This window comes from Paracoccus limosus, from assembly GCF_009711185.1.
Lineage (GTDB): Bacteria > Pseudomonadota > Alphaproteobacteria > Rhodobacterales > Rhodobacteraceae > Paracoccus > Paracoccus limosus.
Map to the genome: position 1 here is coordinate 182,852 of NZ_WMIF01000004.1, position 21,522 is coordinate 204,373.

Sequence of the window (21,522 nt, forward strand, 5' to 3'; positions counted from 1 at the left end):
TCAGACGAGCCCTTCGCAGAATTTTCCGATCCGCCGGCAGGCATCGGCCAGCACCTCGTCCGAGGTCGCGTAGCTGATGCGGAAATGCGGCGAAAGGCCAAAGGCCGCACCGAACACCACCGCAACCCCGGTCTCGTCCAGCAGCGCGCTGGCAAAGGCCTCGTCATCCGCAATCAGCGTGCCGCCGGCCGAAGTCTTGCCGATCAGCGCCTTGATCGAGGGATAGACATAGAACGCGCCTTCGGGCATCGGGCAATCGATGCCCGGACAGGCGTTCAGCCCCTCGACCACCAGATCGCGGCGGCGCTGGAACACGGCGCGGCTTTCGGCGATGTAATCCTGCGGCCCCTCCAGCGCGGCGAGCGCGGCATATTGGCTGATCGAGCAGGGGTTCGAGGTCGATTGCGATTGCAGCGTGGCCATGGCCTTGATCAGCGCGACCGGGCCCGCGCCATAGCCGATGCGCCAGCCGGTCATGGCATAGGCTTTGCTGACGCCATTCATGGTCAGCGTGCGGTCCTTGAGCTCCGGCGCGATCTGGGCCGGGGTGACGAATTCAAAATCGTCAAAGACCAGATGCTCATAGATGTCATCGGCCAGCACCCAGACATGGGGATGGCGCAGCAGCACCTCGGTCAGGCCGCGCATATGGCTTTCGCCATAGCCCGCCCCGGTCGGGTTCGAGGGCGAATTCAGGATCACCCATTTCGTGCGCGGCGTGATCGCGGCATCCAGCTGTTCGGGGGTGATGCGATAGCCGTTCGCCATCGCGCCCTCGACAAAGACCGGCGTGCCGCCAGCCAGCAGCACCATGTCGGGATAGCTGACCCAATAGGGCGCGGGGATGATCACCTCGTCGCCCGGATTCAGCGTCGCCATCAGGGCATTGTAAAGGATCTGCTTGCCGCCGGTGCCGACGGTGATATTGGCCGGGGCGTAATCCAGCCCGTTCTCGCGCGCGAATTTGGCGCAGATGGCGCGTTTCAGCTCGGGGATGCCATCGACTGCCGTGTAGCGGGTGTGGCCGGCGTCAATCGCCGCCTTGCCGGCCTCGCGGATATGTTCGGGCGTGTCGAAATCGGGCTCGCCGGCCGAAAGGCTGATGATGTCGCGGCCTTCGGCGGCAAGCTCGCGGGCGCGGTTGGTGATGGCGATGGTGGGCGAGGGTTTGACGCGGGCGAGCGTCTGGGACAAAAGGCTCATCGAATTCATCCTGCTGGGGCGGCCTTTTTCTTAGGCGCGTGCCCGAGGACTGGCAAGCCGAAGGGGCAAAGATGGACGAGGCAAGGTTCAAGCGGCTGCGGATGCGCAGCTGGCGCCGGGGCACCAAGGAGATGGACCTGATCCTTGGCCCGTTTTCGGACAGCCAGCTGGGCGCGCTGAGCGCAGGCGAGCTGGATCTGTATGAGCAGCTGCTGGATGAAAACGATCAGGACCTGTATCTGTGGATCGCCGCCCGCCTGCGCGACGAACATCCGGGCCCGCAAGAGCTGCTGGCGCTGCTGGATCGTGTGGCGGGCCATGCGCAAGACCGGTTGATTGCGAAATCCTGACAGTTTTAACTAATTCTGGTGAAACTTGTGGCGCGTTAATCTGGGATTCGGCTTTTTGGTCCATGGTGGTCGACACCACGAGTCCAAACGGAAATGACCATGCCCCAGCGCAGCCCCAGTCCTGTTCGTCCGGTGCCCGCCATTCATCCGGTGGCCCAGCAATCCACGCGCGACGAATCCTATATGGAAAGCCTGCAGATCCTGGAACGCCTGCACAGGCTGTTGCTGGATCTGGTCAAGGATGAATTCGAGCGGCTGGGCCGCTCGGATCTGAACCCGGTGCAGGCACTGCTGATCTATAACCTTGGCGCGGCCGAGGTGACGGCGGGCGAGCTGCGCACGCGCGGCATGTATCAGGGCTCGAACGTCAGCTACAATCTCAAGAAGCTGGTCGATCTGGGCTATGTCCATCACGAACGCTCCGAGATGGACCGGCGCTCGGTCCGGGTGCGGCTGACGCCGACCGGGCAAGAGGTGCGCGACCGCGTGATCGAGCTTTTCGCCCGCCATGCCGAGGGGCTGGAGATGTCCGGCGTGCTGGACGACCCGCCGCTGGAACGGGTGAACCTGCAATGGCGCCGGGTCGAGCGTTATTGGGCAGAGCAGATCCGATACATCTATTGAAGCGATGGGCTGGCGGCCTGGGCCTGCTGCCGCAGCGGTTCGCCTGTTGCGCGGCCGGACCGGGGCGCTGCCCCGGACCCCGGGATATTTCGGCACGAAAGAAGCCGAGGGCCGGGATGAGCCGGGTTCTGAAGTGCCGGTGTCGCGTTGGGCCGGGATCTGCGCGGGGCGCTTACCAGTGGCCGGTGTTTTCCATGCTGGCCCAGGGCTCTTGCGGGGGCAGGCTGTCGCCTTTCTGGAGAAGCTCGATCGAGACATTGTCGGGACTGCGGACAAAGGCCATGTGGCCGTCGCGCGGCGGGCGATTGATGGTGATGCCGGCGGCCATCAGCCGGGCGCAGAGGTCGTAGATGTCATCCACCTGATAGGCGAGATGGCCGAAATGCCGGCTGTCCGACGGCAGGCCCGCGTCGCCGTCCCAGTTATGGGTCAGCTCGACCGGGCATTCCGGCTGGCCGGGCGGCGCCATGAACACGAGGGTGAAGCGGCCCTTGTCATGGTCGATGCGGCGCGTTTCCTCAAGTCCAAGCAGGCGGTAGAAGGCCATGCTGTGTTCGAGGTCCTGAACGCGCACCATGGTGTGAAGGTAACGGATGGTCATGCTTGTCTCCTTGGCGATGGCCGGGGAATCCCGGCGCGCAGTCTGTCCTTGGGCGGCAGGGGCGATCAAGCCCCGGTGCGCCGGTGCCGGACCTTGGGTGGCGTGCCGGGCGGGGGCAGATCAGCGCGCGGGCGCCCTGCCCGTTCCGTCCGCGAATTCGCGCGCGAGGAAAAGCGCGGCGCGGCGCCAGGATTCGTCATTGTCACCGCGAAAATTCAGCTCGCGCCGCGCGATCACCTGCCGCGCCGGCAGATCGACCAGCGTGGCAAAGACCTGCAGGATCAGCGTGCTGGATTTCTGCACCGCCACGAAAAGCCCCCGTTCGCCACCGCGTTGCCGCAGAAAGGTCACGAGGCAATCGGCGGTCTCGGACGGACAGGCGGCGGCGATGCTGGCGGCATCGACCTGTTCGCCCGACAAGGCCTGCGCCAGCACATCGCCCATCAGCGCCAGCCGGCGGGCATGGTCGGCGGTCTGGTCGCGCGCCTCATGCGCGGTATCCAGCAGCTTGACCGGCGGGATCAGCAGGCCTTGGGCCAGCGCCGGCAAGGGTGCGATGGCGGCAAGCAGCAGCAGGCGCATGGCGTTCCCCCTATCGTCCACATGCTGCGCGCAAGGGCGGGTGATGGCAAGCGCCCCGTGCCGGCCGGGCGTCGAAACGCCGGCCGCTCTGGCAGTCCGCCCGATCGCAGCCGGGCGCCTTGGCAGTTCACCGGCGCCCCATTGAACCGGCCCAGCCGCCCGGCTAGCCTAGTCCCGACAACCGTTTATGGAGAAGGTCATGACCCAACCGCAAAGCTGGGAAGCCCGCGCCGAGGAATATTCGCTTTACGGTTTCACCGACATGCCCTCGGTCCACCAGCGCGGCACCGTCGTGCTGACCCATGGCGAGGGGCCCTATGTCGTGGACGTGCACGGCCGGCGCTATCTGGACGCGAATTCGGGCCTGTGGAACATGGTCGCGGGCTTTGACCATCCCGGGCTGATCGCGGCGGCGCAGGCGCAATACGCCCGCTTTCCCGGCTATCATGCGTTCTTTGGCCGCATGTCCGACCAGACAGTGATGCTGTCGGAAAAGCTGGTCGAGGTCTCGCCCTTTGCCAGCGGCAAGGTGTTCTACACCAACTCGGGGTCCGAGGCGAATGACACCATGGTCAAGATGCTGTGGTTCCTGCACGCCGCCGAGGGCAATCCCCAGAAACGCAAGATCCTGACCCGCTGGAACGCCTATCACGGCGTCACCGCCGTTTCGGCCAGCATGACGGGCAAGCCCTACAACTCGGTCTTTGGCCTGCCGCTGCCGGGCTTTATCCATCTGACCTGCCCGCATTACTGGCGCTTTGGCGAAGCCGGCGAGACCGAGGAACAATTCACCGCCCGCCTTGCCCGCGAGCTTGAGGAGACGATCCTGCGCGAGGGTGCCGACACCATCGCCGGTTTCTTCGCCGAGCCGGTGATGGGTGCGGGCGGCGTTATCCCGCCCAGCAAGGGCTATTTCCAGGCGGTGCAGCCGATCCTGAAGAAATACGGCATTCCGCTGATCTCGGACGAGGTGATCTGCGGCTTTGGCCGCACCGGCAACACCTGGGGCTGCGAGACCTATGGCTATGTGCCTGACGCGATCATCTCGTCCAAGAACCTGACCGCCGGGTTCTTCCCGATGGGCGCGGTGATCCTGGGTCCGGAACTGGCCGCGCGCGTCGATGCCGCCGTGGAGGCCATCGAGGAGTTCCCGCATGGCTTTACCGCCTCGGGCCATCCGGTTGGCTGCGCCATCGCGCTGAAGGCGATCGACGTGGTGATGAACGAGGGGCTGGCCGAGAACGTCAACCGCCTTGCCCCGCGTTTTGAGGACGGGCTGAAGCGTCTGGCCGAAAAGCCCAATATCGGCGAATACCGCGGCGTCGGCTTCATGTGGGCGCTGGAGGCGGTCAAGGACAAGGCGACCAAGACCCCCTTCGACGGCACCCTCTCGGTCAGCGAGCGTATCGCAAATACCTGCACCGACATGGGGCTGATCTGCCGCCCTTTGGGTCAGTCGGTGGTGCTGTGTCCGCCCTTCATCATGACCGAGGGCCAGATGGACGAGATGTTCGAGAAGCTGGAAAAGGCGCTGCACAAGGTCTTTGCCGAGGTCGCCTGAGCCCTACCACGGGTCCGCGCCGCCCAGCACGGCGCGGGCCATCACCACGCGCTGCGGCTTGATCCCCAGCGCCGCCGCGAAATCCAGCACGCGGCCATCCTCTTGCAGCAGGAAATCCAGCACGAATTGCGCAAATTCGGGCCGGCTGGTCATGGCGCGCAGCCCGGCCACGTCGCTGCCCGATTGCGCCAGCAGCGCCTCGACCAGCTCGGGCTGGGCGGCGATATGCTGGAAACCGGCATCGGCGATGTCTCGGGCCTCGGTCGGGGTCATGTCCTGCCTCGCTGTATTTTTCCGGCCGGCCAGCGGCTCTGGAAACACTTTGTTAACCATTCCGCGCCAAGATGCGGGCGAGGCCAGCGAGTGTAAAGCAGATGAACATGGCAGGGCGCATTCTTGTCGTTGACGGCGTGCCAACCAATCGCATCACGATGAAGGTCCGGCTCAGCTCGGCCTGTTACGAGGTGGCGGCAGCGGCCTCGGGAACCGAGGCGCTGCGGCTGGCCGATCTGTTGCAGCCGCAGGTGGTACTGATCGGCGCCAGCCTGCCCGACATGACCGCGCCCGAGCTGTGCGCCGCGCTGCGCGCCGGGCCCGGCGGATCCGAGCTGCCGGTGCTGGTTCAGGCGCAGGGTGTCGAGCGGATCGCCGCGCTGCGCGCCGGCGCCTCGGCGCTGATCGAAGCGATGGGTGACGACCTGACGCTGCTGGCGCGGATCCGCGGGCTGATGCGCGCCGATCCGCAGCTGGAACATGCGCATGGCATGGCCGAACCCGGCGCGGCGTTTCAGCATGACAACCGGCCGCGCGCGGTCTTTGTCGCCGACCAGCCGGCCACGGCGCTGGGGTGGCGCCATGCGTTGCAGGGCCGGGTGCATTTCGCGATCTCGGTCTGCGACCCGGAACGGGCGCTTTCGGATGCGGCGCGCGGGCGGGTGCCGGATCTTTACCTGATCGCCGCCGACATCCACCAGCCCGGCGACGGGCTGCGCCTGCTGTCGGAACTGCGCTCGCGCCCGCTGTCGCGCGATGCGGGTTTCGTGATCGTCTTGCGCGCCGAACGGGCCGAGATGACCGCCGTGGCGCTGGATCTGGGCGCGGGCGATGTGCTGCCGGCCGATCTGACCGGCCCCGCCGCCGCGACCGAGGCTGCGATCCGGCTGGAAACCCAGCTTGCGCGCAAACATGACGCCGACCGCCGCCGCGAGGAAACCCAGCGCAATGTCGCCCTTGCCCTGACCGATCCGCTGACCGGGCTGCACAACCGCCGCTACGCCCTGCCCCGGCTGGCCGAGCTGTTCCAGCAGACAGGCAGCATCGGCGGCACGCTGGCGGTGATGCTGCTGGATCTGGACCGCTTCAAGCAGGTCAACGACAACCACGGCCATGCCGCCGGCGATGCCGTTCTGGCCGCCGTCGCGCGCCGTCTGGCCGACAGCCTGCCGCCCGCCGCCTTTCTGGCCCGCATCGGAGGCGAGGAATTTCTGGCGGTGCTGCCCGATTGTCCGGCCCGCGCGGCCCGGCTGATTGCCGAGGACATGCGTCAGGCCGTGCAGGCGCGCCCGGTGCCGCTGCCACCCGAATGCGCCGAGCCCGAGCTTTCGGTGACGATCTCGGCCGGGATCGCGGTGATCGGCGACCGGCGCGAGGCGGCGATGCTGGACCCGGAAATGCTGCTTGCGCGCGCGGATCGCGCCTTGCTCTCGGCCAAATCCGCCGGGCGCAACCGCATTGTCATGGCCCCCGCGACATTGGCCGCCTGAGGGAGCATAGGGCAAAGCGGGTGCGGTTCGAGGCGGTTTGCGCTCTGGGATGGCCCGCGCGGCCATCGGCACCCATGCGCAATGGATCGCGGTCCATCGCGGCCCTGACTGTTCTTGGCACAGCCTCCGCGCGGGGAGCGAAGCTCTTACAGCCCTGTAACACCTCAACCCGCGCAACCTCCGCGCGCAAAGGATCCACCGCTCCAGCACAACCCGATTGCAACGGGCCTCAGCCCCACCTGCACAGCCAATCACGCCCCCATGCCGCAGCGTTTTAGCGCCGGGGTGCGAGGATAGCCCCATCGACAGTGCAGGCCCGACAGGCCTGCCGAACCCCTAACCAAGATCCGCGCAAGGATCGTCCCCGACCGCGCCCGTCACGCTCCGGCCCACACCGCCGCCGCTTCAACTGCCCCGACGGCCCCCCATAAGCCTCCCACCAACGCGCCAGTTTATTTTCCCCGCGCGAGCGCCTAGATTCGCTCCGACCAGACAGGGAGAGCATGCATGGCCCCGGCCCAGACCGATCCGTCCGCCGACCGCAACGTCAAGCAGGCGATGCTGCGCGGTGCCACGCGGCGCTGCCCGGCCTGCGGCAAGGGGCCGCTGTTTTCCGGCTATCTGAAGGTGCGCGACCATTGCGAGCATTGCGGCGAGGATCTGTCGCATCAGCGCGCCGATGACGGGCCGGCCTATCTGACCATCCTGATCGTCTCGCATCTGGGCGCGCCGCTGTTGCTGGCGATCTACATGGCCTACCGACCCTCGCCGATCTCGATGCTGATCGGCTTCAGCCTTGGCGCCGTGGTGCTGTGTCTTGCCCTGCTGCCGGTGATCAAGGGGGCGATGGTCGGGCTGCAATGGGCGCGGCGAATGCACGGCTTTGGCGCCGCCCCCGCCGGGGCCAAGCCGCACCCCGGAGCCACCGCATGAGCGCGCCGGCGATCCGCGACGCCGCCACCGTCATCGTCCTTGACCGCAGCGCGCCGGCGGGCCCGTCGGTCCTGATGGGGCAGCGCGGCGCCACCGCCGCCTTCATGCCGTCGAAATACGTCTTTCCGGGCGGCGCGGTCGACCCCGAGGATGCCGGCGTCCGCTTTGCCCAGACCCTGCCCGAGACCTTGCGCCGCCCGCTCATGGCCGAGCCGCGCGCCGATGCCGCCCCCCCGAGCCCCGAGACGATCGTTGCCACCGCCCTGCGCGAGCTGGCCGAGGAAACCGGGCTGATGGCCGGCCTGCCGGGCGCCGCGCCGCAGGGCTGGACGCATTACCACGCCGCCGGGCTGCGCCCCGATCCCGCCGGGCTGATCTATCTGTTCCGCGCCATCACGCCGCCGGGCCGCAGCCGCCGCTTTGACGCGCGCTTCCTGCTGCTCGATGCCGAGCGGCTGCGTGGCGACCGCCATGATTTCAGCAGCGCCTGCGACGAGCTTGGCCACCTGCATTGGGTGCCCCTGCAGGAGGCGCGCCGGCTGGACCTGCCCTTTATCACCGAGGTGGTTCTGGCCGAGATCACCCGGCTGGCCGCGACCCCCGGCCCGCTGCAAGCGCCGGATTCGGTGCCCTTCTTTGACAATCGCGGACCGCAGCCGCGCTTTGCCCGGCTGCTTTAGCGTTTAGCGCCCGGTGAACCGCGGCGGGCGCTTTTGCACAAAGGCCGCCACCCCTTCGGCGAAATCGGCGGTGGCGGCCATGCGGCCCTGCAATTGCGCCTCCAGTGCCAGCTGTGCGGCCAAACCGTTGCCCGCCCCCTCAAGCAGCGCGGTGCGGATCGCCAGAAAGGCCTGCGTCGGCCCCTCGGCCAGCGCCCGCGCCCGTTGTGCGACATGTTGGGCGAAATCACCGTCCGGCACCGCCTCCCAGATCAGGCCCCAATCGGCGGCCTGACGCGCCGGCACCGGCTCGGCAAAAAGCATCATGCCCATCGCCCGCGCCAGCCCCACCGCGCGCGGCAGGATATGGGTGCCGCCGGCGTCGGGGATCAGGCCGATACGGCTGAAGGCCTGCACGAAACGCGCGCTTTCACAGGCGATGACCACATCGGCGGCCAGCGCCAGATTGGCGCCCGCCCCGGCGGCCACGCCATTCACGGCGGCGATGACCGGCACCGGCGCGCCGGTGATGGCGGCCAGCATCGGTTCGTATTCCTCGCGCAGGATGCGTTCGACATCCAGCCCCGCCGCCGCATCGCCCAGATCCTGGCCCGAACAAAACGCCCGGCCGCTGCCGGTCAGCACGACGCAGCGCGTCCCGGTGGGCAGATCGCGCAGCGCGGCGGTGATCGCGGCCCGCATGTCGCGGTTCAGCGCGTTCATCACCTCGGGCCGGTTCAGCGCCAGCGTGGTGACGCCGGCCTCATGGCTGATGCGGATGCTGTCGGTCATGGCAGTTTCCTTGGGCTGATGATCTGCGTCGGTGGCGCGTCCGGCACCGGTTGCGCCTGATTCAGTCGCGCATGATCCGGTCCAGCCGCGCCTGTTCCTCGGCGCTGAGCGCGGCTGGTTCGGGATCGTTGCGCCCGCGCGCGCGGATGAACCGCCATGCGATCAGCAGGCCCAGCAGCGCCATCACCGGCCCCGACAGGTAAAGCAGCCAGTTCGCCCCGCGCGCCGGCGGCTGGAACAGCACATATTCGCCGAAACGGTCGGTCACGGCCTGCAGCGCCTGCGCATCGCTGTCGCCCGCCACCAGCCGGTCGCGCAGATACAGCCGCAGGTCGCGGCTGATCGGCGCATTCGATTCGTCGATGGTCTCGCCCTGACAGACCGGGCAGCGCAGCACCTTGGAGATCTCGCGCGCCCGCGCCTCCAGCGCCGGGTCGGACAGCATCTCGTCGGGCTGCACGGCCAAGGCGGGCAGCGCGATCAGCAGCGACAGGCAGAACAGCAGGATGCGCATGCTCACTCCGCCGGTTGTGCGGCCGCGGGCTGCGCACGGCGCGCGCCCGCCGCAACGCGGTAACGACGGTCCGACAGGCTGATCAGCCCGCCCAGTGCCATCAGACCGCATCCCAGCCAGATCCAGCTGGCAAAGGGTTTGACATAGCTGCGCACCGCCCAGCCACCGCCCTGCTGCGGATCGCCGATGACCAGATAAAGATCACGGAACAGCCCGTTCTGGATCGCCGCCTCGGTCGTGGGCATGGCCTGCACCGGATAGACCCGCTTTTCGGGGTAAAGCAGCGCCACCTGCTGGCCGCCCTTGGTCACGCGCATGGTGGCGCGGGTGGCGTCATAGTTCGGGCCGGGCACTTGCTCGACGTTTTCCAGCGTGATGTCATAGCCCGCGACGGCAAAGGTATCGCCCAGCTTGGCCACGCGGATATCCTCGACCTGCCAGGCCATCAGCAGGCTGACGCCGATGAAGGTCACGCCCAGACCCGCATGGGCCACCGCCTTGCCCCAATCGGCACGCGGCAACCGCGCCAGCCGCGACAGGCCCGAATTGCCGGTGCGCAGCCACAGGTCTACCGCCGCCCCGCCGATCAGCCATGCACCCAGCCCCGCGCCGATCACCGCCAGCGCCGAATGTCCGGTCGAAACCGCAAAGACCAGCAGCATCACCGCCACCGCCAGAGCCAGCGCCCCGCGCAAGGGCGCCAGCACGCGCGACAGATGGCCGCGTTTCCACGGGATGATGGCACCGATCGGCAGCACCAGCGCCAGCACGACCATGAAGGGCGTGAACGCCTTTTCAAAAAAGGGCGCGCCCACCGACAGTTTTCGCCCCCAGGCCATTTCCGCAACCAGCGGCCAGACCGTGCCGACAAAGACCACGAAGGCCGCGACCGCCAGCAGGATATTGTTCAGCACCAGCCCCCCCTCGCGCGAGATCGGGGCAAAGGCGCCACGCGCCTGCATCGCCGGGGCGCGGAAGGAATAAAGCAGCAGCGCACCGCCGACAAAGACCGCTAGGATGGCAAGGATAAAGACGCCCCGCTTGGGGTCGCTGGCAAAGCTGTGCACCGAGGTGATGACGCCCGAGCGCACGATAAAGGTGCCGATCAGCGAAAAGCCAAAGGCCATGATCGCCAAGAGGATGGTCCAGCTTTTCAGCACCTCGCGCTTTTCCACCACGATGGCGGAATGCAGCAGCGCCGCCGCCAGCAGCCAGGGCATGAAGCTGGCATTCTCGACAGGGTCCCAGAACCAGAAGCCGCCCCAGCCCAGCTCGTAATAGGCCCACCACGATCCCAGCGCGATGCCGACGGTCAGAAACATCCATGCCGCCAGCGTCCAAGGGCGCACCCAGCGCGCCCAGGCAGCATCGACCCGGCCCTCGATCAGGGCGGCGACGGCAAAGCTGAAGGCCATCGAAAGCCCGACATAGCCAAGGTAAAGAAACGGCGGGTGAAACGCCAAGCCGGGGTCTTGCAGCAGCGGGTTCAGGTCGCGGCCGTTGAAGGGCGGATTGTCCAGCCGCGTGAACGGGTTCGAGGTGAACAGGATGAAGCCCAGAAAGGCCACCCCGATCGAGCCCTGCACCGACAGTACCCGCGCCCGCAGCCGGGGCGGCAGATTGGCGTCGAAGGTGGCGGCGGCGGCGCCGAACAGCGACAGGATCAGCACCCAGAGCAGCATCGAGCCCTCGTGATTGCCCCAGACGCCGGTGATCTTGTAGAGCATCGGCTTGGCCGTATGCGAGTTCTCATAGACCAGCAGCACCGAGAAATCCGAGGTGATAAAGGCGGCGGTCAGTGCAGCGAAGGCGATGCCGATCAGCCCGAACTGGGCGATGGCGGCCGGCCGGGCGCTGTCGATCCAGCCCGAGATCCCCCGCGCCGCGCCGATCATCGGCACGGTCATCTGGAAGATCGCCACGGCAAAGGCCAGGATCAGGGCAAAATGGCCGATTTCTGCGATCATGGCTCTCCTCCGGTAGCTGGCGGCAGGATAGCGACGGCTGCGGGCGCAAACCAGCCCTCCCAAGGGCGCATCTTGTCACAGAGCGGTCATTTCGAACGCAAAGCAGCCACCGGGCCCGTTTTGGACCCGATGGCACCGGCAGAATGGCCAGTTCGTCAGATTGGCGGGTCAGCCCGCGCTGGCGGCTTGTGGTCCGGCATCGCGCGCCGCAAGCGCATCGGCCCAGTCGCGCAGCGCGGCATTGTCGTCGAAACTGTCGCCCGAGGGCGGCTGGGGCGCATCCGTCGCCGCGGTCTCGGCCAGCTTGGCCACGATCCGGGGTCGGGTGCGAAAGTAATGCGCCTCGCGCGCTCCGAAATAAAAGCTGATGATCGCGCCCAAAAGCCACCACAGCGGTTCGGGCACCAGATTGAGGTTCTCCATTCGAACGCCAAAGCCGATCGGCTCGACCATGGCATAGACGAACAGCCCGATGGTCCCCAACGTCAGCAGCGGCCGCGGCAGCCGGTTCGCCGCGTTCATCAGCGCATCGAACCAGCCGTGCGACTGGGCTGCGAATTCGCCGCTCATCTGGGTCATGGCGCGGGCATAGGCCTCTTCGTCCAGCTCCATGCGGCGGGTGGCGTTTTCGCGAAACACCTCGGCCATGCCGGTCGCGGCATTGGCAACCGAGGTGACGGCGGTGCCGGCGCCCAGAAAACGATCCATCACGCCCATTTTGCCGTCCTTGCCCGATGTTCCGCCAGCGTCAGGTGATATTTGGCCGAGATGAACTCTTCGGCCCGGGTGATCCAGCCGCCCTTGCCGCCCGACTGGCTGCGCGCGTATTTGCGGCTGGCCGGCCGGCCATCGGCCAGCGCGTAGTAGTAATTGCGCCGCGCGATGCCATAGGCATCGGCGAAATAGCCCGGCGCCGCCGCATCCGCCTGCTTTGCGGCCAAGATCGTGCGCGGGCCCAGCAGGCCGTCCTCGACCGCCTGAAAGCCCATGCGGGTGACCAGCCGTTGCAGGATCTTGATCGCATTGGTGCCGGCATTGACATACATGTCGAAAACCGAGGCTTGGATCGATTCAGGCAATTCCGCCAGCCGGGGCTTGCGGAAATAATGCTCGACATAGATCTGGCGCGCCTCGGATTGGGTCAGCGCCTTGACATCGGCCACATCGACGCGGCCATCGCGGGTGATGTCCAGCCCCAGCCGCTGCAATGTCGCCAGCGTGACGCCATATTTCGTCGCCCCGCCCGGATCGTCGGGGTCGTTGACGTAGCCCCCCTCACGCGCGACGATCTCGGCCGCGATCTGCTCCACCGTCTTCATGGCCCACCCCCAGAGATAACCTGCGGAAAGGCTGGCGGAACCCGGTTAACCCTTTGTTAACCATGCGGACGTTGCGTCAGGAATTCGGCTCGTAGACGCCCTGTTCCTTCAGCGAATCGATGACCTCGCGCGGCATGTATTTCTCATCATGCTTGGCCAGGATCTCGCTGGCGACAAAGGTATCGCCCTGCATACTGCCAGTGCCGATCATGCCCTGCCCCTCGGCGAACAGATCCGGCAGCACCCCGGTAAAGCGCACCGGGATCGAGGCGCCGCCATCGGTCACGCGAAAGCTGACCGTCTCGCCCAGACCGCGTTGCAGGCTGCCATCCTCGACCAGACCGCCCAGACGGAACACCTCGCCCGAGGCCGGGGGATTTTCGGCCATCTGGCTGGGCGAGCGATAGAGGTTGATGCCGTCGCGAAAGCCGTAGCCGATCAGCGCCACCGCCAGAACCAGCGCGATGCCGGCGGCCAGAAGGATCTGTATACGACGCTTTTTCTTCAGCGATTTCATGTTTCAAGCTTTCCTTATTCAGGCGCTTTCGAACCTGATCGGATGGCGCAGGAATTGCGTGGCCTTGCCCGAGACGCGCTCCGGGTTGCCGGTGGTCAGGAACCGCGTGCCGCTGCCAGTGCCCAGAAATTCGGGCCGGCGCTTGAGGTAATCGGTCAGGCTTTCGGCGACCAGCTGCGGCTGGGAATAGACCGCGACATGGTCGCCAAGCGCCTTTTGAAAGGCCGCCTGCACCAGCGGGTAATGCGTGCAGCCAAGGATCGCGGCCTGCGGATGCGGCATGCGGCGCAACAGCGCCTCGACATGGCTGGTCACCAGCGCCTCGGCCAGAATCTCGTCGCCCATCTCGATGGCATCGACCACGCCGCCGCAGGGCTGCGCCTCGACATCGACGCCGATGGCGCGAAAGGCCAGCTCGCGCTGAAAGGCACGGCTGGCGACGGTGGCCGGTGTGGCAAACAGCGCAACATGTTTCACCGCCACTTCGCGCGGCGGCGAATTGTCGCCCCAGCGGCGTTCGGTCAGCGCCTCGATCATCGGCACGAACACGCCCAGCACCCGCTTGTCCTTGGGCAGCCAGGTTTCCTGCATCCGCTTCAGCGCGGCAGCCGAGGCGGTGTTGCAGGCAAGGATCACCAGATCGCAGCCCTCGGCCCACAGCCGCTCGACCCCGGCGCAGGTCAGATCAAAGATGTCATCGGCATCGCGCACGCCATAGGGCGTGTGCTTGTTGTCGCCCAGATAGACCAGCGGCAGCTCGGGCGAACGGGCGGCGATGGCGTCCAGAACCGTCAGCCCGCCCAGACCCGAATCGAAGATACCTACCGCCATTGACTTGCCCCCAGCTGCGCGACGCGTTCTTTTAGGCCGCAGCCGGCATGATTGCCATGATTTATGTCACAAGCCGCGACCTTGGGCGCATCACGACCCCGACAGCCCCAATCCACCCTTCCGGGCGTCGGTCCCGGTTGACAGGCGCGGCCGGGACCGACATGCCGAACCGCCTGCCTTGGGCCCAATTTCATGGCATCCGGGCGGATAGCGATATAAATATGCCGCATAGCGGAAATTTTATCCGATCGGCCCGCATGTGCCATTGCGATCGGGCGCCAAGGGTTGCAAAAAACGCATGGCTGATAAGGCAAGAAAGCACTATTATGGACTGGGATAAGCTGAGGATATTTCACGCGGTCGCGGACGCCGGTTCGCTGACCCATGCCGGGGATGTCCTGCACCTGTCGCAGTCGGCCGTCAGCCGGCAGATCCGCGCGCTTGAGGATTCGCTGGGCACGACGCTGTTCCACCGCCATGCCCGCGGCCTGATCCTGACCGAACAGGGCGAATTGCTGTTCGAGGCGACCTCGTCGATGGTGCGCAAGCTCGACACGACCGCCGCACGAATCAAGGACAGCGAAGAACATGTCTTTGGCGAGCTGAAGGTGACGACCACCACCGGCTTTGGCACGCTATGGCTGGTGCCGCGTCTGGCCAAGCTTTACGATCGCTACCCCGATCTCAAGATCAACCTGATGCTGGAAGAGCGGGTGCTGGACCTGCCCATGCGCGAGGCAGACGTGGCCATCCGCATGAAAGAGCCCAACCAGCAGGATCTGATCCGGCGGCGGCTGCTGAACATCCGCATGCGGCTTTATGCGACCCCGGAATATCTGGGCGGCGCCGGCACGCCGCAGACGCTTGCCGATATCGCCAACTACCGCCTGATCTGCCAAAGCCCGGAAACCCCGCAGGTCGGGGCCGGTGCCGTTCTGGTGCAGACGCTGCTGGCGCAGAACTCCAGCTCGCTGCTGATGGTGAACAATTACTTCGGCGTGCTGCAGGGCGTGCTGAACCATGTCGGCATCGGCGTGCTGCCCGATTACGTCGTGGCGGATTTCCCGAATCTGATCCGCGTGCTGCCCGATCTGGAATCCGGCGAGGTGCCGGTGTTTCTGGCCTTCCCCGAAGAGCTGCGCACCTCGCGCCGGGTCAGCGCCTTCCGCGATTTCGTGCTGGAAGAGATCCAGTCGATCCGCAAGTTCCAGGCCGAATCCGACGGCGATATGGCCTGATCCCAAAGCAGTTTTCGTCGCAGTGCAGCATTGGCTGGTTCAGCCATGCTGACAGCGCATATCCGTCATGTCGTCGACTCGGACTTTCCTTCTTGAACCGTTCGCAAACTGCACATATCTCGGGCTGCGAAGGAGATGGTCTGAGGAAACTCTCATCACCTTCAACCTCCCTGTTGGACTTAGGCCGGGCCTCGTGCCCGGCTTTTTTTTGCCCAAAGGCCACCCATCCCCCGACGCGCGCGCCGCGTTGCGGCATCACCCGGACGCCGGCTTGCCGCCAATCCGCGTCCGCAGCCTCTTTCCTAATGCCCCGCCGCCGCTTAAAAGGCCGGAAAACCGGGCAAAGGGGGCACCAGCATGCACGAACCGCAGATCACCGAGGACCTGATCGCCGCGCATGGCCTCAAGCCCGACGAATATCAGCGCATTCTCGAAATCATCGGCCGCGAGCCGACCTTCACCGAACTCGGCATCTTCTCGGCGATGTGGAACGAGCATTGTTCCTATAAATCCTCCAAGAAATGGCTGCGCACCCTGCCGACCAGCGGCCCGCAGGTGATCTGCGGCCCGGGCGAGAATGCGGGCGTGGTCGATATCGGCGACGGTCAGGCCGTGGTGTTCAAGATGGAAAGCCACAACCACCCCAGCTACATCGAGCCGCATCAGGGTGCCGCAACCGGCGTCGGTGGCATTTTGCGCGACGTGTTCACCATGGGCGCGCGCCCCATCGCTGCGATGGATTCGCTGTCCTTTGGCCGCCCCGCGCACCCCAAGACCGCGCATCTGGTCAAGGGCGTGGTCGAGGGGATCGGCGCCTATGGCAACGCCTTCGGCGTGCCGAATGTCGGCGGCGAGGTGCGCTTCCACGCCAGCTATGACGGCAACTGTCTGGTCAACGCCTTTGCGGCGGGCCTGGCCGATGCCGACAAGATCTTCTACTCGGCCGCCTCGGGCGTCGGCATGCCGGTCGTCTATCTGGGCGCCAAGACCGGGCGCGACGGCGTCGGCGGCGCGACCATGGCCTCGGCCGAATTCGACGACACCATCGAGGAAAAGCGCCCCACCGTTCAGGTCGGCGACCCCTTCACCGAAAAATGCCTGCTGGAAGCCTGCCTTGAGCTGATGACCACCGACAGCGTGATCTCGATCCAAGACATGGGGGCGGCGGGTCTGACCTGTTCGGCCGTCGAGATGGGCGACAAGGGCGGTCTGGGCATCAAGCTGGTGCTCGACCACGTGCCGCAGCGCGAAACCAACATGACCGCCTATGAGATGATGCTGTCGGAATCGCAAGAGCGTATGCTGATGGTGCTGAAGCCCGAAAAAGAGGCCGAGGCGCGGGCGATCTTTGAAAAATGGGATCTGGATTTCGCCATCGTCGGCGAGACCATCGCCGAGGATCGCTTCCTGATCGTGCATGGCAATGAGGTGAAAGCCGATCTGCCGCTGTCGAAACTGTCCTCCAGCGCACCGGAATATGACCGCCCCTGGGTCGAGACCCCGGCGGCGGCGGCCCTGCCCGCCCTGCCGGCGATCCAGCCCATCGCCGGGCTCAAGGCGCTGATCGGCTCGCCCTGCTATGCGCATAAGTCATGGGTCTGGGAACAATATGACACGCAGGTCGGCGCCGATACCGTGCGCCGCCCCGGTCTGGGCGCGGGCGTCGTGCGCGTGCATGGCACCGGCAAGGCGCTGGCCTTCACCAGCGACGTGACCCCGCGCTATGTCAAGGCCAACCCCTATGAGGGCGGCAAGCAGGCCGTGGCCGAGGCCTATCGCAACCTCTGCGCCGTGGGCGCCCTGCCCTTGGCCACCACCGACAACCTGAACTTCGGCAACCCCGAAAAGCCCGAGATCATGGGTCAGCTGGTCGGCGCCATCAAAGGCATCGGCGAGGCCTGCGCCGCGCTCGACTTCCCCATCGTGTCGGGCAACGTCTCGCTTTACAACGAAACCGACGGCAAGGGCATTCTGCCGACGCCCACCATCGGCGGTGTCGGCCTGATCACCGATCTGGACGAGCTGATCGCTGGTCTGCCCGGCGAGGGCGATCTGGCGCTGGTCATCGGCGAGACCCGCGGCCATCTGGGCCAGTCGGCGCTGGCCGCCGAGGCCTTTGGCATCGAGGCGGGCGATGCACCGCCCGTCGATCTGACCGCCGAGCGCAAGCATGGCGGCTTCATCCGCGAAAACCGCAAGCTGCTGAACGCGGCGGCCGATCTGTCGGACGGCGGGCTGGCGCTGGCCGCCTTTGAACTGGCCGAATCCGCCGGTCTGGGCGTCAGCCTTGACAGCGGCGATATCGGCCAGCTCTTTGGCGAGGATCAGGCCCGCTATCTGGTCGCGGCCAGCAGCGCCAATGCCGCCATTCTGGTCCAGGCGGCCGAGGCGGCCGGCGTGCCCCTGACCGTGGTTGGCCGCTTTGGTGGCGATCAGGTCAGCCTTGGCGGCGACAGCGCCGATCTGGCCGGGCTGTCGGCGCTGTATCGCGGCAGCTTCGTCGAGGGGCTGGGTCTGGCCATCGGCTGACCCCGACTTTCGTCGCGCGGCTTCGCAACCGGCATGGCGGTCCTTGCGCCGCCCTGCCAAGCCTGCCCTGCACCGGGCTGTGAAAGGATCTGGACATGAGCGGCTGTTCCTGCGGGCATCACCACCACCATCACCATCATCACGACGATGCGCCGCAGCAGGGCCGCGAGTTGGCCCTGGCGCAGCCGCTGGTCGCACTGTCGGGCCATCTGACCTGTCAGGACCCGGCGCAGATGTTTCTGGTGCTGGACCTGCTGCCGCAGCATGTCGCGCTGAGCCGGGCCGAGCCGGGCAATCTGCGCTTTGACCTGACGCAGGCCGAGGATCCGATGCGCTGGCGGCTGGACGAGCTTTTCGCCGATGAGGCAGCCTTTGCCGCGCATCACGACCGCACCCGTGCCAGCCGCTGGGGCACGGAAAGCACCGGGCTTGGCCGCGACTTCACCCGCCGCGCGGTGATGCCGCATCTGCGCCCCGAAGAGCCGCGCGACCATGACCGCATCGCCGCCCTGCTGCGGCAAAGTTTTGGCGGCGAGGCCGAGGCGGCTTTGGTGGCCGAACTGCGCCGCGACGGCGATCTGGCATTGTCGATGGTGGCCGAGGCCGGCGGCTGCATTCTGGGCCATCTCGCGCTGTCGCCGCTGCAGGCCGAGGGGCCGGCGCTGGCCCTTGCGCCCGTGGCGGTGCATCCGGCACTGCAAGGCCGCGGCCTTGGCACGGCGATGATCCGCGCCGTTCTGGCCGAGCTGCCGGATTTCACCGTGGTCGTGCTGGGCGAGCCGGCGTTCTACACCGGCATCGGCTTTGCCCCGGCCGATCTGCAATCGCCCTATGCCGGGCCCTATCTGATGCAATTCGGGCCGGCGCTGCCCAAGGGCAGCGCCATTGCCCATGCCCCGGCCTTCGCCGGGCTGTAAGTTCTAGTTTTCCGGCGCGGGCGGCATGCGCAGCCGCACGCGCAGCACCCGGCGCGGGTCCGAGGCGACGATCTCGAACACCGCGCCCGAGGCATGGGTCACGGTCTCGCCGGCTTCGGGCACGCGGTCGGCCAGCATCACAATCAGCCCGCCCAGCGTGTCGATTTCCTCTTCGCGCTCGTCAGGGGTCAGGCGCAGGCCGGTGTCGGCTTCGACATCCTCCAGCTCGGCGCGGCCCTCGATCAGCCATTGGCCCGGCTTTTCGGCGATCAGCAGGCCGCCGTCGATCTCGTCATGCTCGTCCTCGATCTCGCCGATGATCTGCTCGATCAGATCCTCGATGGTCACCAGCCCGTCCACGCCGCCATATTCGTCGATGACCAGCGCCATATGGATGCGTTTCTGCTGCATTTGCTGCAACAGCACGCCAATCTGCATCGAGGGCGGCACATAAAGCAGCGGCCGCAGCATCGGTTGCAGCGCAAAGGGCGGCGCATCGGCGCCAAAGCCGAATTTCAGCGCCAGATCCTTGAGATGCAGCTGGCCCAGCGGCGCGTCCAGCGTGTCGCGATAGACCGGGATGCGGGAAAACCCGTGTTCGCGAAAGATCTCGACCAGTTCGGGCAGGCTGGTGCTGACCGGAACGGCGACGATCTCGGCCTTGGGGATGGCCACGTCATCGACGCGCATCCGCCGCAGGTTCAGCATCCCCAGGGCGCTGCCGCGCGCGCCCGAGGTTTCTTGCTGGCGATCCACCGCCTCCGGCTCGGGCTCATTGCCCGAAAACGCGTCCAGAATGCGGCCCAGCAGCCCACGCTGCTGTGGAAGCTCGCGCCCCTCCCCGCTGTCATCGGCCCATGCGGGGGCCGTGTCTGCGGGGGCGGGGCTGTCGGGACTTCGATCGTTACTCATGTTTCCTGTTCCAGATAGGGATCGGCGATGCCAAGCCTGCCCAGGATCGAGCGCTCGGCATCCTCCATCGTCTCGGCATCCTGATCGTCGATATGATCGTAGCCCGCAAGATGCAGCATGGCATGAACCAGCAGATGCGTGGCATGGTCGGCAAAGGGCTTGCCCTGCGCCTCGGCCTCGCGCCAGCAGGTGTCGTAGGAAATGGCGATATCGCCCAGTTCCTCGATCTCGGGCAAATGCGGATGCGCGCCCGGCAGCCGCTCGTCAAATTCCACCGCCGGCCAGCTCAGCACATTGGTGGGCTTGGGCTTGCCGCGGAACTCGGCGTTGAGCCCGGCAATGCGCGCATCGTCGCAGCCCATGACCACGACCTGAAAATCGCGGATGTCCAGCCAGTCGCCGACCGCCTGCGCGGCACGTTCGGACATGCCCAACAGATCGGCATCGACCCAGCGGTCATCCTCGATGACGATATCGACGATGCCCGGCGCCTCATCGGCGACGATTTCGGTCTCAGGCATCGGCCTGTCCCCCGGCGCTGGTCAGAAAGCGCGGCTCGCGGCGCGGGACGCGCTGGCCACGATCATCGACCGGCTCGCCGCGCGCCAGCGCCGCCTCGGCCTCGCTGTCATAGGCCTCGATGATGCGGGCGACCAGCGGATGGCGCACCACGTCCTTGGCGGTGAAGTAGCTGAAGCTGATGCCCTTGATATCCTTCAGGATCTTTTCGGCATCGACAAGGCCGGAATAGACGCCGCGCGGCAGGTCGATCTGGGTGCGGTCGCCGGTGATCACCATGCGCGAGCCCTCGCCCAGACGGGTCAGGAACATCTTCATCTGCATGGTGGTGGCGTTCTGCGCCTCGTCCAGGACGACAAAGGCATTGGCCAGCGTGCGCCCGCGCATGAAGGCCAGAGGCGCGATCTCGATGCGCTTTTCCTCCATCAGCTTCTGCATCTGCTTCGAGGGCAGGAAATCGTTCAGCGCGTCGTAGAGCGGCTGCATATAGGGATCGACCTTTTCCTTCATGTCGCCGGGCAGAAAGCCCAGACGCTCGCCCGCCTCGACGGCGGGGCGCGACAGGATGATCTTGTCGACATGGCCGCCGATCAGCATGGTGACGCCGACGGCGACGGCCAGATAGGTCTTGCCGGTGCCAGCCGGGCCGATGCCAAAGGCCAGCTCGTTGGCAAAGAGGTTGCGGACGTATTCCTTTTGCGCCTCGGTGCGTGGCTCGACGGTCTTTTTGCGGGTGCGCAATTCGACGGTGCCGGACTGGAACATCTCCAGCTGCTCGGCCGGGCTCAGCGTTTCCGGGGTCTGATCGACGCCCATGCGCAGGGCGGCCTCGACCTCGGGCATCTCGACGGGGCGGCCTTGCTCCAGCCTTGCGTAAAGGCCACGCAGCACCTGCGCCGCCTCGGCCTGCGCATCGGCGGTGCCCACCACCGACAGCAGGTTGCCGCGCCGCAGGATATGGACCTTCAGCGCCTCCTCGATCCGGGCCAGATGCCGGTCATGGGGGCCGCAAAGGTCAATCAGCAGCCGATTGTCGTGGAATTCCAGCAGGGTTTCGCCAGGAGTCGCGGTCGCGGGGGTGGTCGGTGAAAGACCCAAATTTCTCTCCGGTCAGATCGAAGTCATGGCTTCATGGTTGCAACTGCGCGGGATTCGCACAAGGGGCGCGGGTAGCGTGGCGCGGATTTGCGC

General features: G+C 66.4%; 23 protein-coding genes. 9 read left to right on the forward strand and 14 right to left on the reverse strand.

The window, feature by feature from the left end; genetic code table 11:
- Nucleotides 1-1,203 carry a pyridoxal phosphate-dependent aminotransferase gene (locus tag GL279_RS04920; RefSeq protein ID WP_155063484.1) on the reverse strand — a complete coding sequence of 401 codons (1,203 nt, stop codon included), beginning with the start codon at nucleotides 1,201-1,203 and terminating at the stop codon, nucleotides 1-3.
- Between the two features lie 71 nt (nucleotides 1,204-1,274).
- Here GL279_RS04920 and GL279_RS04925 point away from each other — a divergent pair, with 71 nt between their 5' ends.
- Both GL279_RS04925 and GL279_RS04930 read left to right on the forward strand, forming a co-directional pair.
- Nucleotides 1,275-1,553, forward strand: a complete 279-nt coding sequence (locus GL279_RS04925; protein ID WP_246175155.1) for an FAD assembly factor SdhE — start codon at nucleotides 1,275-1,277, stop codon at nucleotides 1,551-1,553.
- Nucleotides 1,554-1,736: 183 nt separating this feature from the next.
- Complete coding sequence (locus GL279_RS04930) at nucleotides 1,737-2,177, forward strand: MarR family winged helix-turn-helix transcriptional regulator (protein ID WP_246175172.1); 441 nt, start codon at nucleotides 1,737-1,739, stop codon at nucleotides 2,175-2,177.
- A 172-nt stretch (nucleotides 2,178-2,349) separates the two neighbouring features.
- On the opposite strand, the gene GL279_RS04935 is transcribed toward GL279_RS04930, so the two are convergent.
- Together GL279_RS04935 and GL279_RS04940 are read right to left on the reverse strand one after the other, a co-directional pair.
- Nucleotides 2,350-2,778, reverse strand: coding sequence for a VOC family protein (locus GL279_RS04935; RefSeq protein WP_155063486.1), 429 nt, complete (start codon nucleotides 2,776-2,778; stop codon nucleotides 2,350-2,352).
- Between the two features lie 120 nt (nucleotides 2,779-2,898).
- A complete protein-coding gene (locus tag GL279_RS04940) occupies nucleotides 2,899-3,360 on the reverse strand; it encodes a DUF2380 domain-containing protein (RefSeq protein ID WP_155063487.1) in 462 nt (153 codons plus the stop codon).
- Nucleotides 3,361-3,559: 199 nt separating this feature from the next.
- On the opposite strand from GL279_RS04940, the gene GL279_RS04945 reads away from it, so the two are divergent.
- Nucleotides 3,560-4,921 (forward strand): aminotransferase, encoded by a 1,362-nt coding sequence (locus GL279_RS04945; RefSeq protein ID WP_155063488.1) that lies wholly within the window; start codon nucleotides 3,560-3,562, stop codon nucleotides 4,919-4,921.
- A 3-nt stretch (nucleotides 4,922-4,924) separates the two neighbouring features.
- Here the strand turns inward: GL279_RS04945 and GL279_RS04950 are convergent, their stop codons facing one another.
- Nucleotides 4,925-5,194: a DUF3572 domain-containing protein gene (locus GL279_RS04950; protein WP_155063489.1), complete on the reverse strand. Its 270-nt coding sequence runs from the start codon at nucleotides 5,192-5,194 to the stop codon at nucleotides 4,925-4,927.
- Nucleotides 5,195-5,301: 107 nt separating this feature from the next.
- On the opposite strand from GL279_RS04950, the gene GL279_RS04955 reads away from it, so the two are divergent.
- The 3 genes from GL279_RS04955 to GL279_RS04965 all read left to right on the forward strand — a co-directional run bounded on the left by GL279_RS04955 (nucleotide 5,302) and on the right by GL279_RS04965 (nucleotide 8,297).
- A complete protein-coding gene (locus tag GL279_RS04955) occupies nucleotides 5,302-6,684 on the forward strand; it encodes a diguanylate cyclase domain-containing protein (RefSeq protein WP_155063490.1) in 1,383 nt (460 codons plus the stop codon).
- A 507-nt stretch (nucleotides 6,685-7,191) separates the two neighbouring features.
- On the forward strand, nucleotides 7,192-7,617 hold the full coding sequence (locus GL279_RS04960) for a DUF983 domain-containing protein (RefSeq protein WP_155063491.1): 426 nt from the start codon (nucleotides 7,192-7,194) through the stop codon (nucleotides 7,615-7,617).
- Nucleotides 7,614-8,297 (forward strand): NUDIX hydrolase, encoded by a 684-nt coding sequence (locus tag GL279_RS04965; protein WP_155063492.1) that lies wholly within the window; start codon nucleotides 7,614-7,616, stop codon nucleotides 8,295-8,297. The genes GL279_RS04960 and GL279_RS04965 overlap by 4 nt, the downstream gene beginning before the upstream one ends.
- A gap of 3 nt (nucleotides 8,298-8,300) precedes the next feature.
- Here the strand turns inward: GL279_RS04965 and GL279_RS04970 are convergent, their stop codons facing one another.
- From GL279_RS04970 to GL279_RS05000, 7 genes are all read right to left on the reverse strand, one after another.
- Complete coding sequence (locus GL279_RS04970) at nucleotides 8,301-9,068, reverse strand: enoyl-CoA hydratase-related protein (protein ID WP_155063493.1); 768 nt, start codon at nucleotides 9,066-9,068, stop codon at nucleotides 8,301-8,303.
- 61 nt (nucleotides 9,069-9,129) lie between these two features.
- Nucleotides 9,130-9,582 (reverse strand): cytochrome c-type biogenesis protein, encoded by a 453-nt coding sequence (locus GL279_RS04975; protein ID WP_155063494.1) that lies wholly within the window; start codon nucleotides 9,580-9,582, stop codon nucleotides 9,130-9,132.
- A 2-nt stretch (nucleotides 9,583-9,584) separates the two neighbouring features.
- On the reverse strand, nucleotides 9,585-11,549 hold the full coding sequence (locus tag GL279_RS04980; RefSeq protein ID WP_155063495.1) for a heme lyase CcmF/NrfE family subunit: 1,965 nt from the start codon (nucleotides 11,547-11,549) through the stop codon (nucleotides 9,585-9,587).
- 168 nt (nucleotides 11,550-11,717) lie between these two features.
- Nucleotides 11,718-12,266: a holin family protein gene (locus tag GL279_RS04985; protein ID WP_246175157.1), complete on the reverse strand. Its 549-nt coding sequence runs from the start codon at nucleotides 12,264-12,266 to the stop codon at nucleotides 11,718-11,720.
- Nucleotides 12,257-12,868: a holin-associated N-acetylmuramidase gene (locus GL279_RS04990; RefSeq protein ID WP_155063496.1), complete on the reverse strand. Its 612-nt coding sequence runs from the start codon at nucleotides 12,866-12,868 to the stop codon at nucleotides 12,257-12,259. Before GL279_RS04990 ends, GL279_RS04985 begins: the two co-directional genes overlap by 10 nt.
- Before the next feature lie 76 nt (nucleotides 12,869-12,944).
- The gene (gene ccmE, locus GL279_RS04995; protein ID WP_155063497.1) at nucleotides 12,945-13,385 is read right to left on the reverse strand and encodes a cytochrome c maturation protein CcmE; all 441 of its coding nucleotides are present in this window, start codon (nucleotides 13,383-13,385) and stop codon (nucleotides 12,945-12,947) included.
- A gap of 18 nt (nucleotides 13,386-13,403) precedes the next feature.
- Nucleotides 13,404-14,216, reverse strand: coding sequence for a glutamate racemase (locus tag GL279_RS05000; RefSeq protein ID WP_155063498.1), 813 nt, complete (start codon nucleotides 14,214-14,216; stop codon nucleotides 13,404-13,406).
- 326 nt (nucleotides 14,217-14,542) lie between these two features.
- On the opposite strand from GL279_RS05000, the gene GL279_RS05005 reads away from it, so the two are divergent.
- From GL279_RS05005 to GL279_RS05015, 3 genes are all read left to right on the forward strand, one after another.
- Nucleotides 14,543-15,454, forward strand: coding sequence for a LysR family transcriptional regulator (locus tag GL279_RS05005; RefSeq protein ID WP_155063499.1), 912 nt, complete (start codon nucleotides 14,543-14,545; stop codon nucleotides 15,452-15,454).
- A 357-nt stretch (nucleotides 15,455-15,811) separates the two neighbouring features.
- Nucleotides 15,812-17,983, forward strand: coding sequence for a phosphoribosylformylglycinamidine synthase subunit PurL (gene purL / locus GL279_RS05010; RefSeq protein WP_155063500.1), 2,172 nt, complete (start codon nucleotides 15,812-15,814; stop codon nucleotides 17,981-17,983).
- A 95-nt stretch (nucleotides 17,984-18,078) separates the two neighbouring features.
- A complete protein-coding gene (locus GL279_RS05015; protein WP_155063501.1) occupies nucleotides 18,079-18,900 on the forward strand; it encodes a GNAT family N-acetyltransferase in 822 nt (273 codons plus the stop codon).
- A gap of 3 nt (nucleotides 18,901-18,903) precedes the next feature.
- On the opposite strand, the gene GL279_RS05020 is transcribed toward GL279_RS05015, so the two are convergent.
- The 3 genes from GL279_RS05020 to GL279_RS05030 are packed head-to-tail and all read right to left on the reverse strand — an operon-like array spanning nucleotide 18,904 to nucleotide 21,429.
- A complete protein-coding gene (locus GL279_RS05020) occupies nucleotides 18,904-19,812 on the reverse strand; it encodes a CBS domain-containing protein (protein WP_155063502.1) in 909 nt (302 codons plus the stop codon).
- The gene (gene ybeY / locus GL279_RS05025; RefSeq protein WP_155063503.1) at nucleotides 19,809-20,333 is read right to left on the reverse strand and encodes an rRNA maturation RNase YbeY; all 525 of its coding nucleotides are present in this window, start codon (nucleotides 20,331-20,333) and stop codon (nucleotides 19,809-19,811) included. The genes GL279_RS05020 and ybeY overlap by 4 nt, the downstream gene beginning before the upstream one ends.
- Nucleotides 20,326-21,429 carry a PhoH family protein gene (locus tag GL279_RS05030; protein ID WP_155063504.1) on the reverse strand — a complete coding sequence of 368 codons (1,104 nt, stop codon included), beginning with the start codon at nucleotides 21,427-21,429 and terminating at the stop codon, nucleotides 20,326-20,328. Before GL279_RS05030 ends, ybeY begins: the two co-directional genes overlap by 8 nt.
- Nucleotides 21,430-21,522 lie beyond the last annotated feature (93 nt).

Coding starts and splice junctions, on each gene's coding strand:
- GL279_RS04985 (WP_246175157.1), bottom strand. CDS start 12,266: ATGGGCGTGATGGATCGTTTTCTGGGCGCCGGCACCGCCGTCACCTCG.
- GL279_RS04960 (WP_155063491.1), top strand. CDS start 7,192: ATGGCCCCGGCCCAGACCGATCCGTCCGCCGACCGCAACGTCAAGCAG.
- GL279_RS05015 (WP_155063501.1), top strand. CDS start 18,079: ATGAGCGGCTGTTCCTGCGGGCATCACCACCACCATCACCATCATCAC.
- GL279_RS04945 (WP_155063488.1), top strand. CDS start 3,560: ATGACCCAACCGCAAAGCTGGGAAGCCCGCGCCGAGGAATATTCGCTT.
- GL279_RS04965 (WP_155063492.1), top strand. CDS start 7,614: ATGAGCGCGCCGGCGATCCGCGACGCCGCCACCGTCATCGTCCTTGAC.
- ybeY (WP_155063503.1), bottom strand. CDS start 20,333: ATGCCTGAGACCGAAATCGTCGCCGATGAGGCGCCGGGCATCGTCGAT.
- GL279_RS04980 (WP_155063495.1), bottom strand. CDS start 11,549: ATGATCGCAGAAATCGGCCATTTTGCCCTGATCCTGGCCTTTGCCGTG.
- GL279_RS04990 (WP_155063496.1), bottom strand. CDS start 12,868: ATGAAGACGGTGGAGCAGATCGCGGCCGAGATCGTCGCGCGTGAGGGG.
- GL279_RS04925 (WP_246175155.1), top strand. CDS start 1,275: ATGGACGAGGCAAGGTTCAAGCGGCTGCGGATGCGCAGCTGGCGCCGG.
- GL279_RS04975 (WP_155063494.1), bottom strand. CDS start 9,582: ATGCGCATCCTGCTGTTCTGCCTGTCGCTGCTGATCGCGCTGCCCGCC.
- purL (WP_155063500.1), top strand. CDS start 15,812: ATGCACGAACCGCAGATCACCGAGGACCTGATCGCCGCGCATGGCCTC.
- GL279_RS05000 (WP_155063498.1), bottom strand. CDS start 14,216: ATGGCGGTAGGTATCTTCGATTCGGGTCTGGGCGGGCTGACGGTTCTG.
- GL279_RS04935 (WP_155063486.1), bottom strand. CDS start 2,778: ATGACCATCCGTTACCTTCACACCATGGTGCGCGTTCAGGACCTCGAA.
- GL279_RS04970 (WP_155063493.1), bottom strand. CDS start 9,068: ATGACCGACAGCATCCGCATCAGCCATGAGGCCGGCGTCACCACGCTG.
- GL279_RS04930 (WP_246175172.1), top strand. CDS start 1,737: ATGGAAAGCCTGCAGATCCTGGAACGCCTGCACAGGCTGTTGCTGGAT.
- ccmE (WP_155063497.1), bottom strand. CDS start 13,385: ATGAAATCGCTGAAGAAAAAGCGTCGTATACAGATCCTTCTGGCCGCC.
- GL279_RS04955 (WP_155063490.1), top strand. CDS start 5,302: ATGGCAGGGCGCATTCTTGTCGTTGACGGCGTGCCAACCAATCGCATC.
- GL279_RS05005 (WP_155063499.1), top strand. CDS start 14,543: ATGGACTGGGATAAGCTGAGGATATTTCACGCGGTCGCGGACGCCGGT.
- GL279_RS04940 (WP_155063487.1), bottom strand. CDS start 3,360: ATGCGCCTGCTGCTGCTTGCCGCCATCGCACCCTTGCCGGCGCTGGCC.
- GL279_RS05020 (WP_155063502.1), bottom strand. CDS start 19,812: ATGAGTAACGATCGAAGTCCCGACAGCCCCGCCCCCGCAGACACGGCC.
- GL279_RS04950 (WP_155063489.1), bottom strand. CDS start 5,194: ATGACCCCGACCGAGGCCCGAGACATCGCCGATGCCGGTTTCCAGCAT.
- GL279_RS04920 (WP_155063484.1), bottom strand. CDS start 1,203: ATGAGCCTTTTGTCCCAGACGCTCGCCCGCGTCAAACCCTCGCCCACC.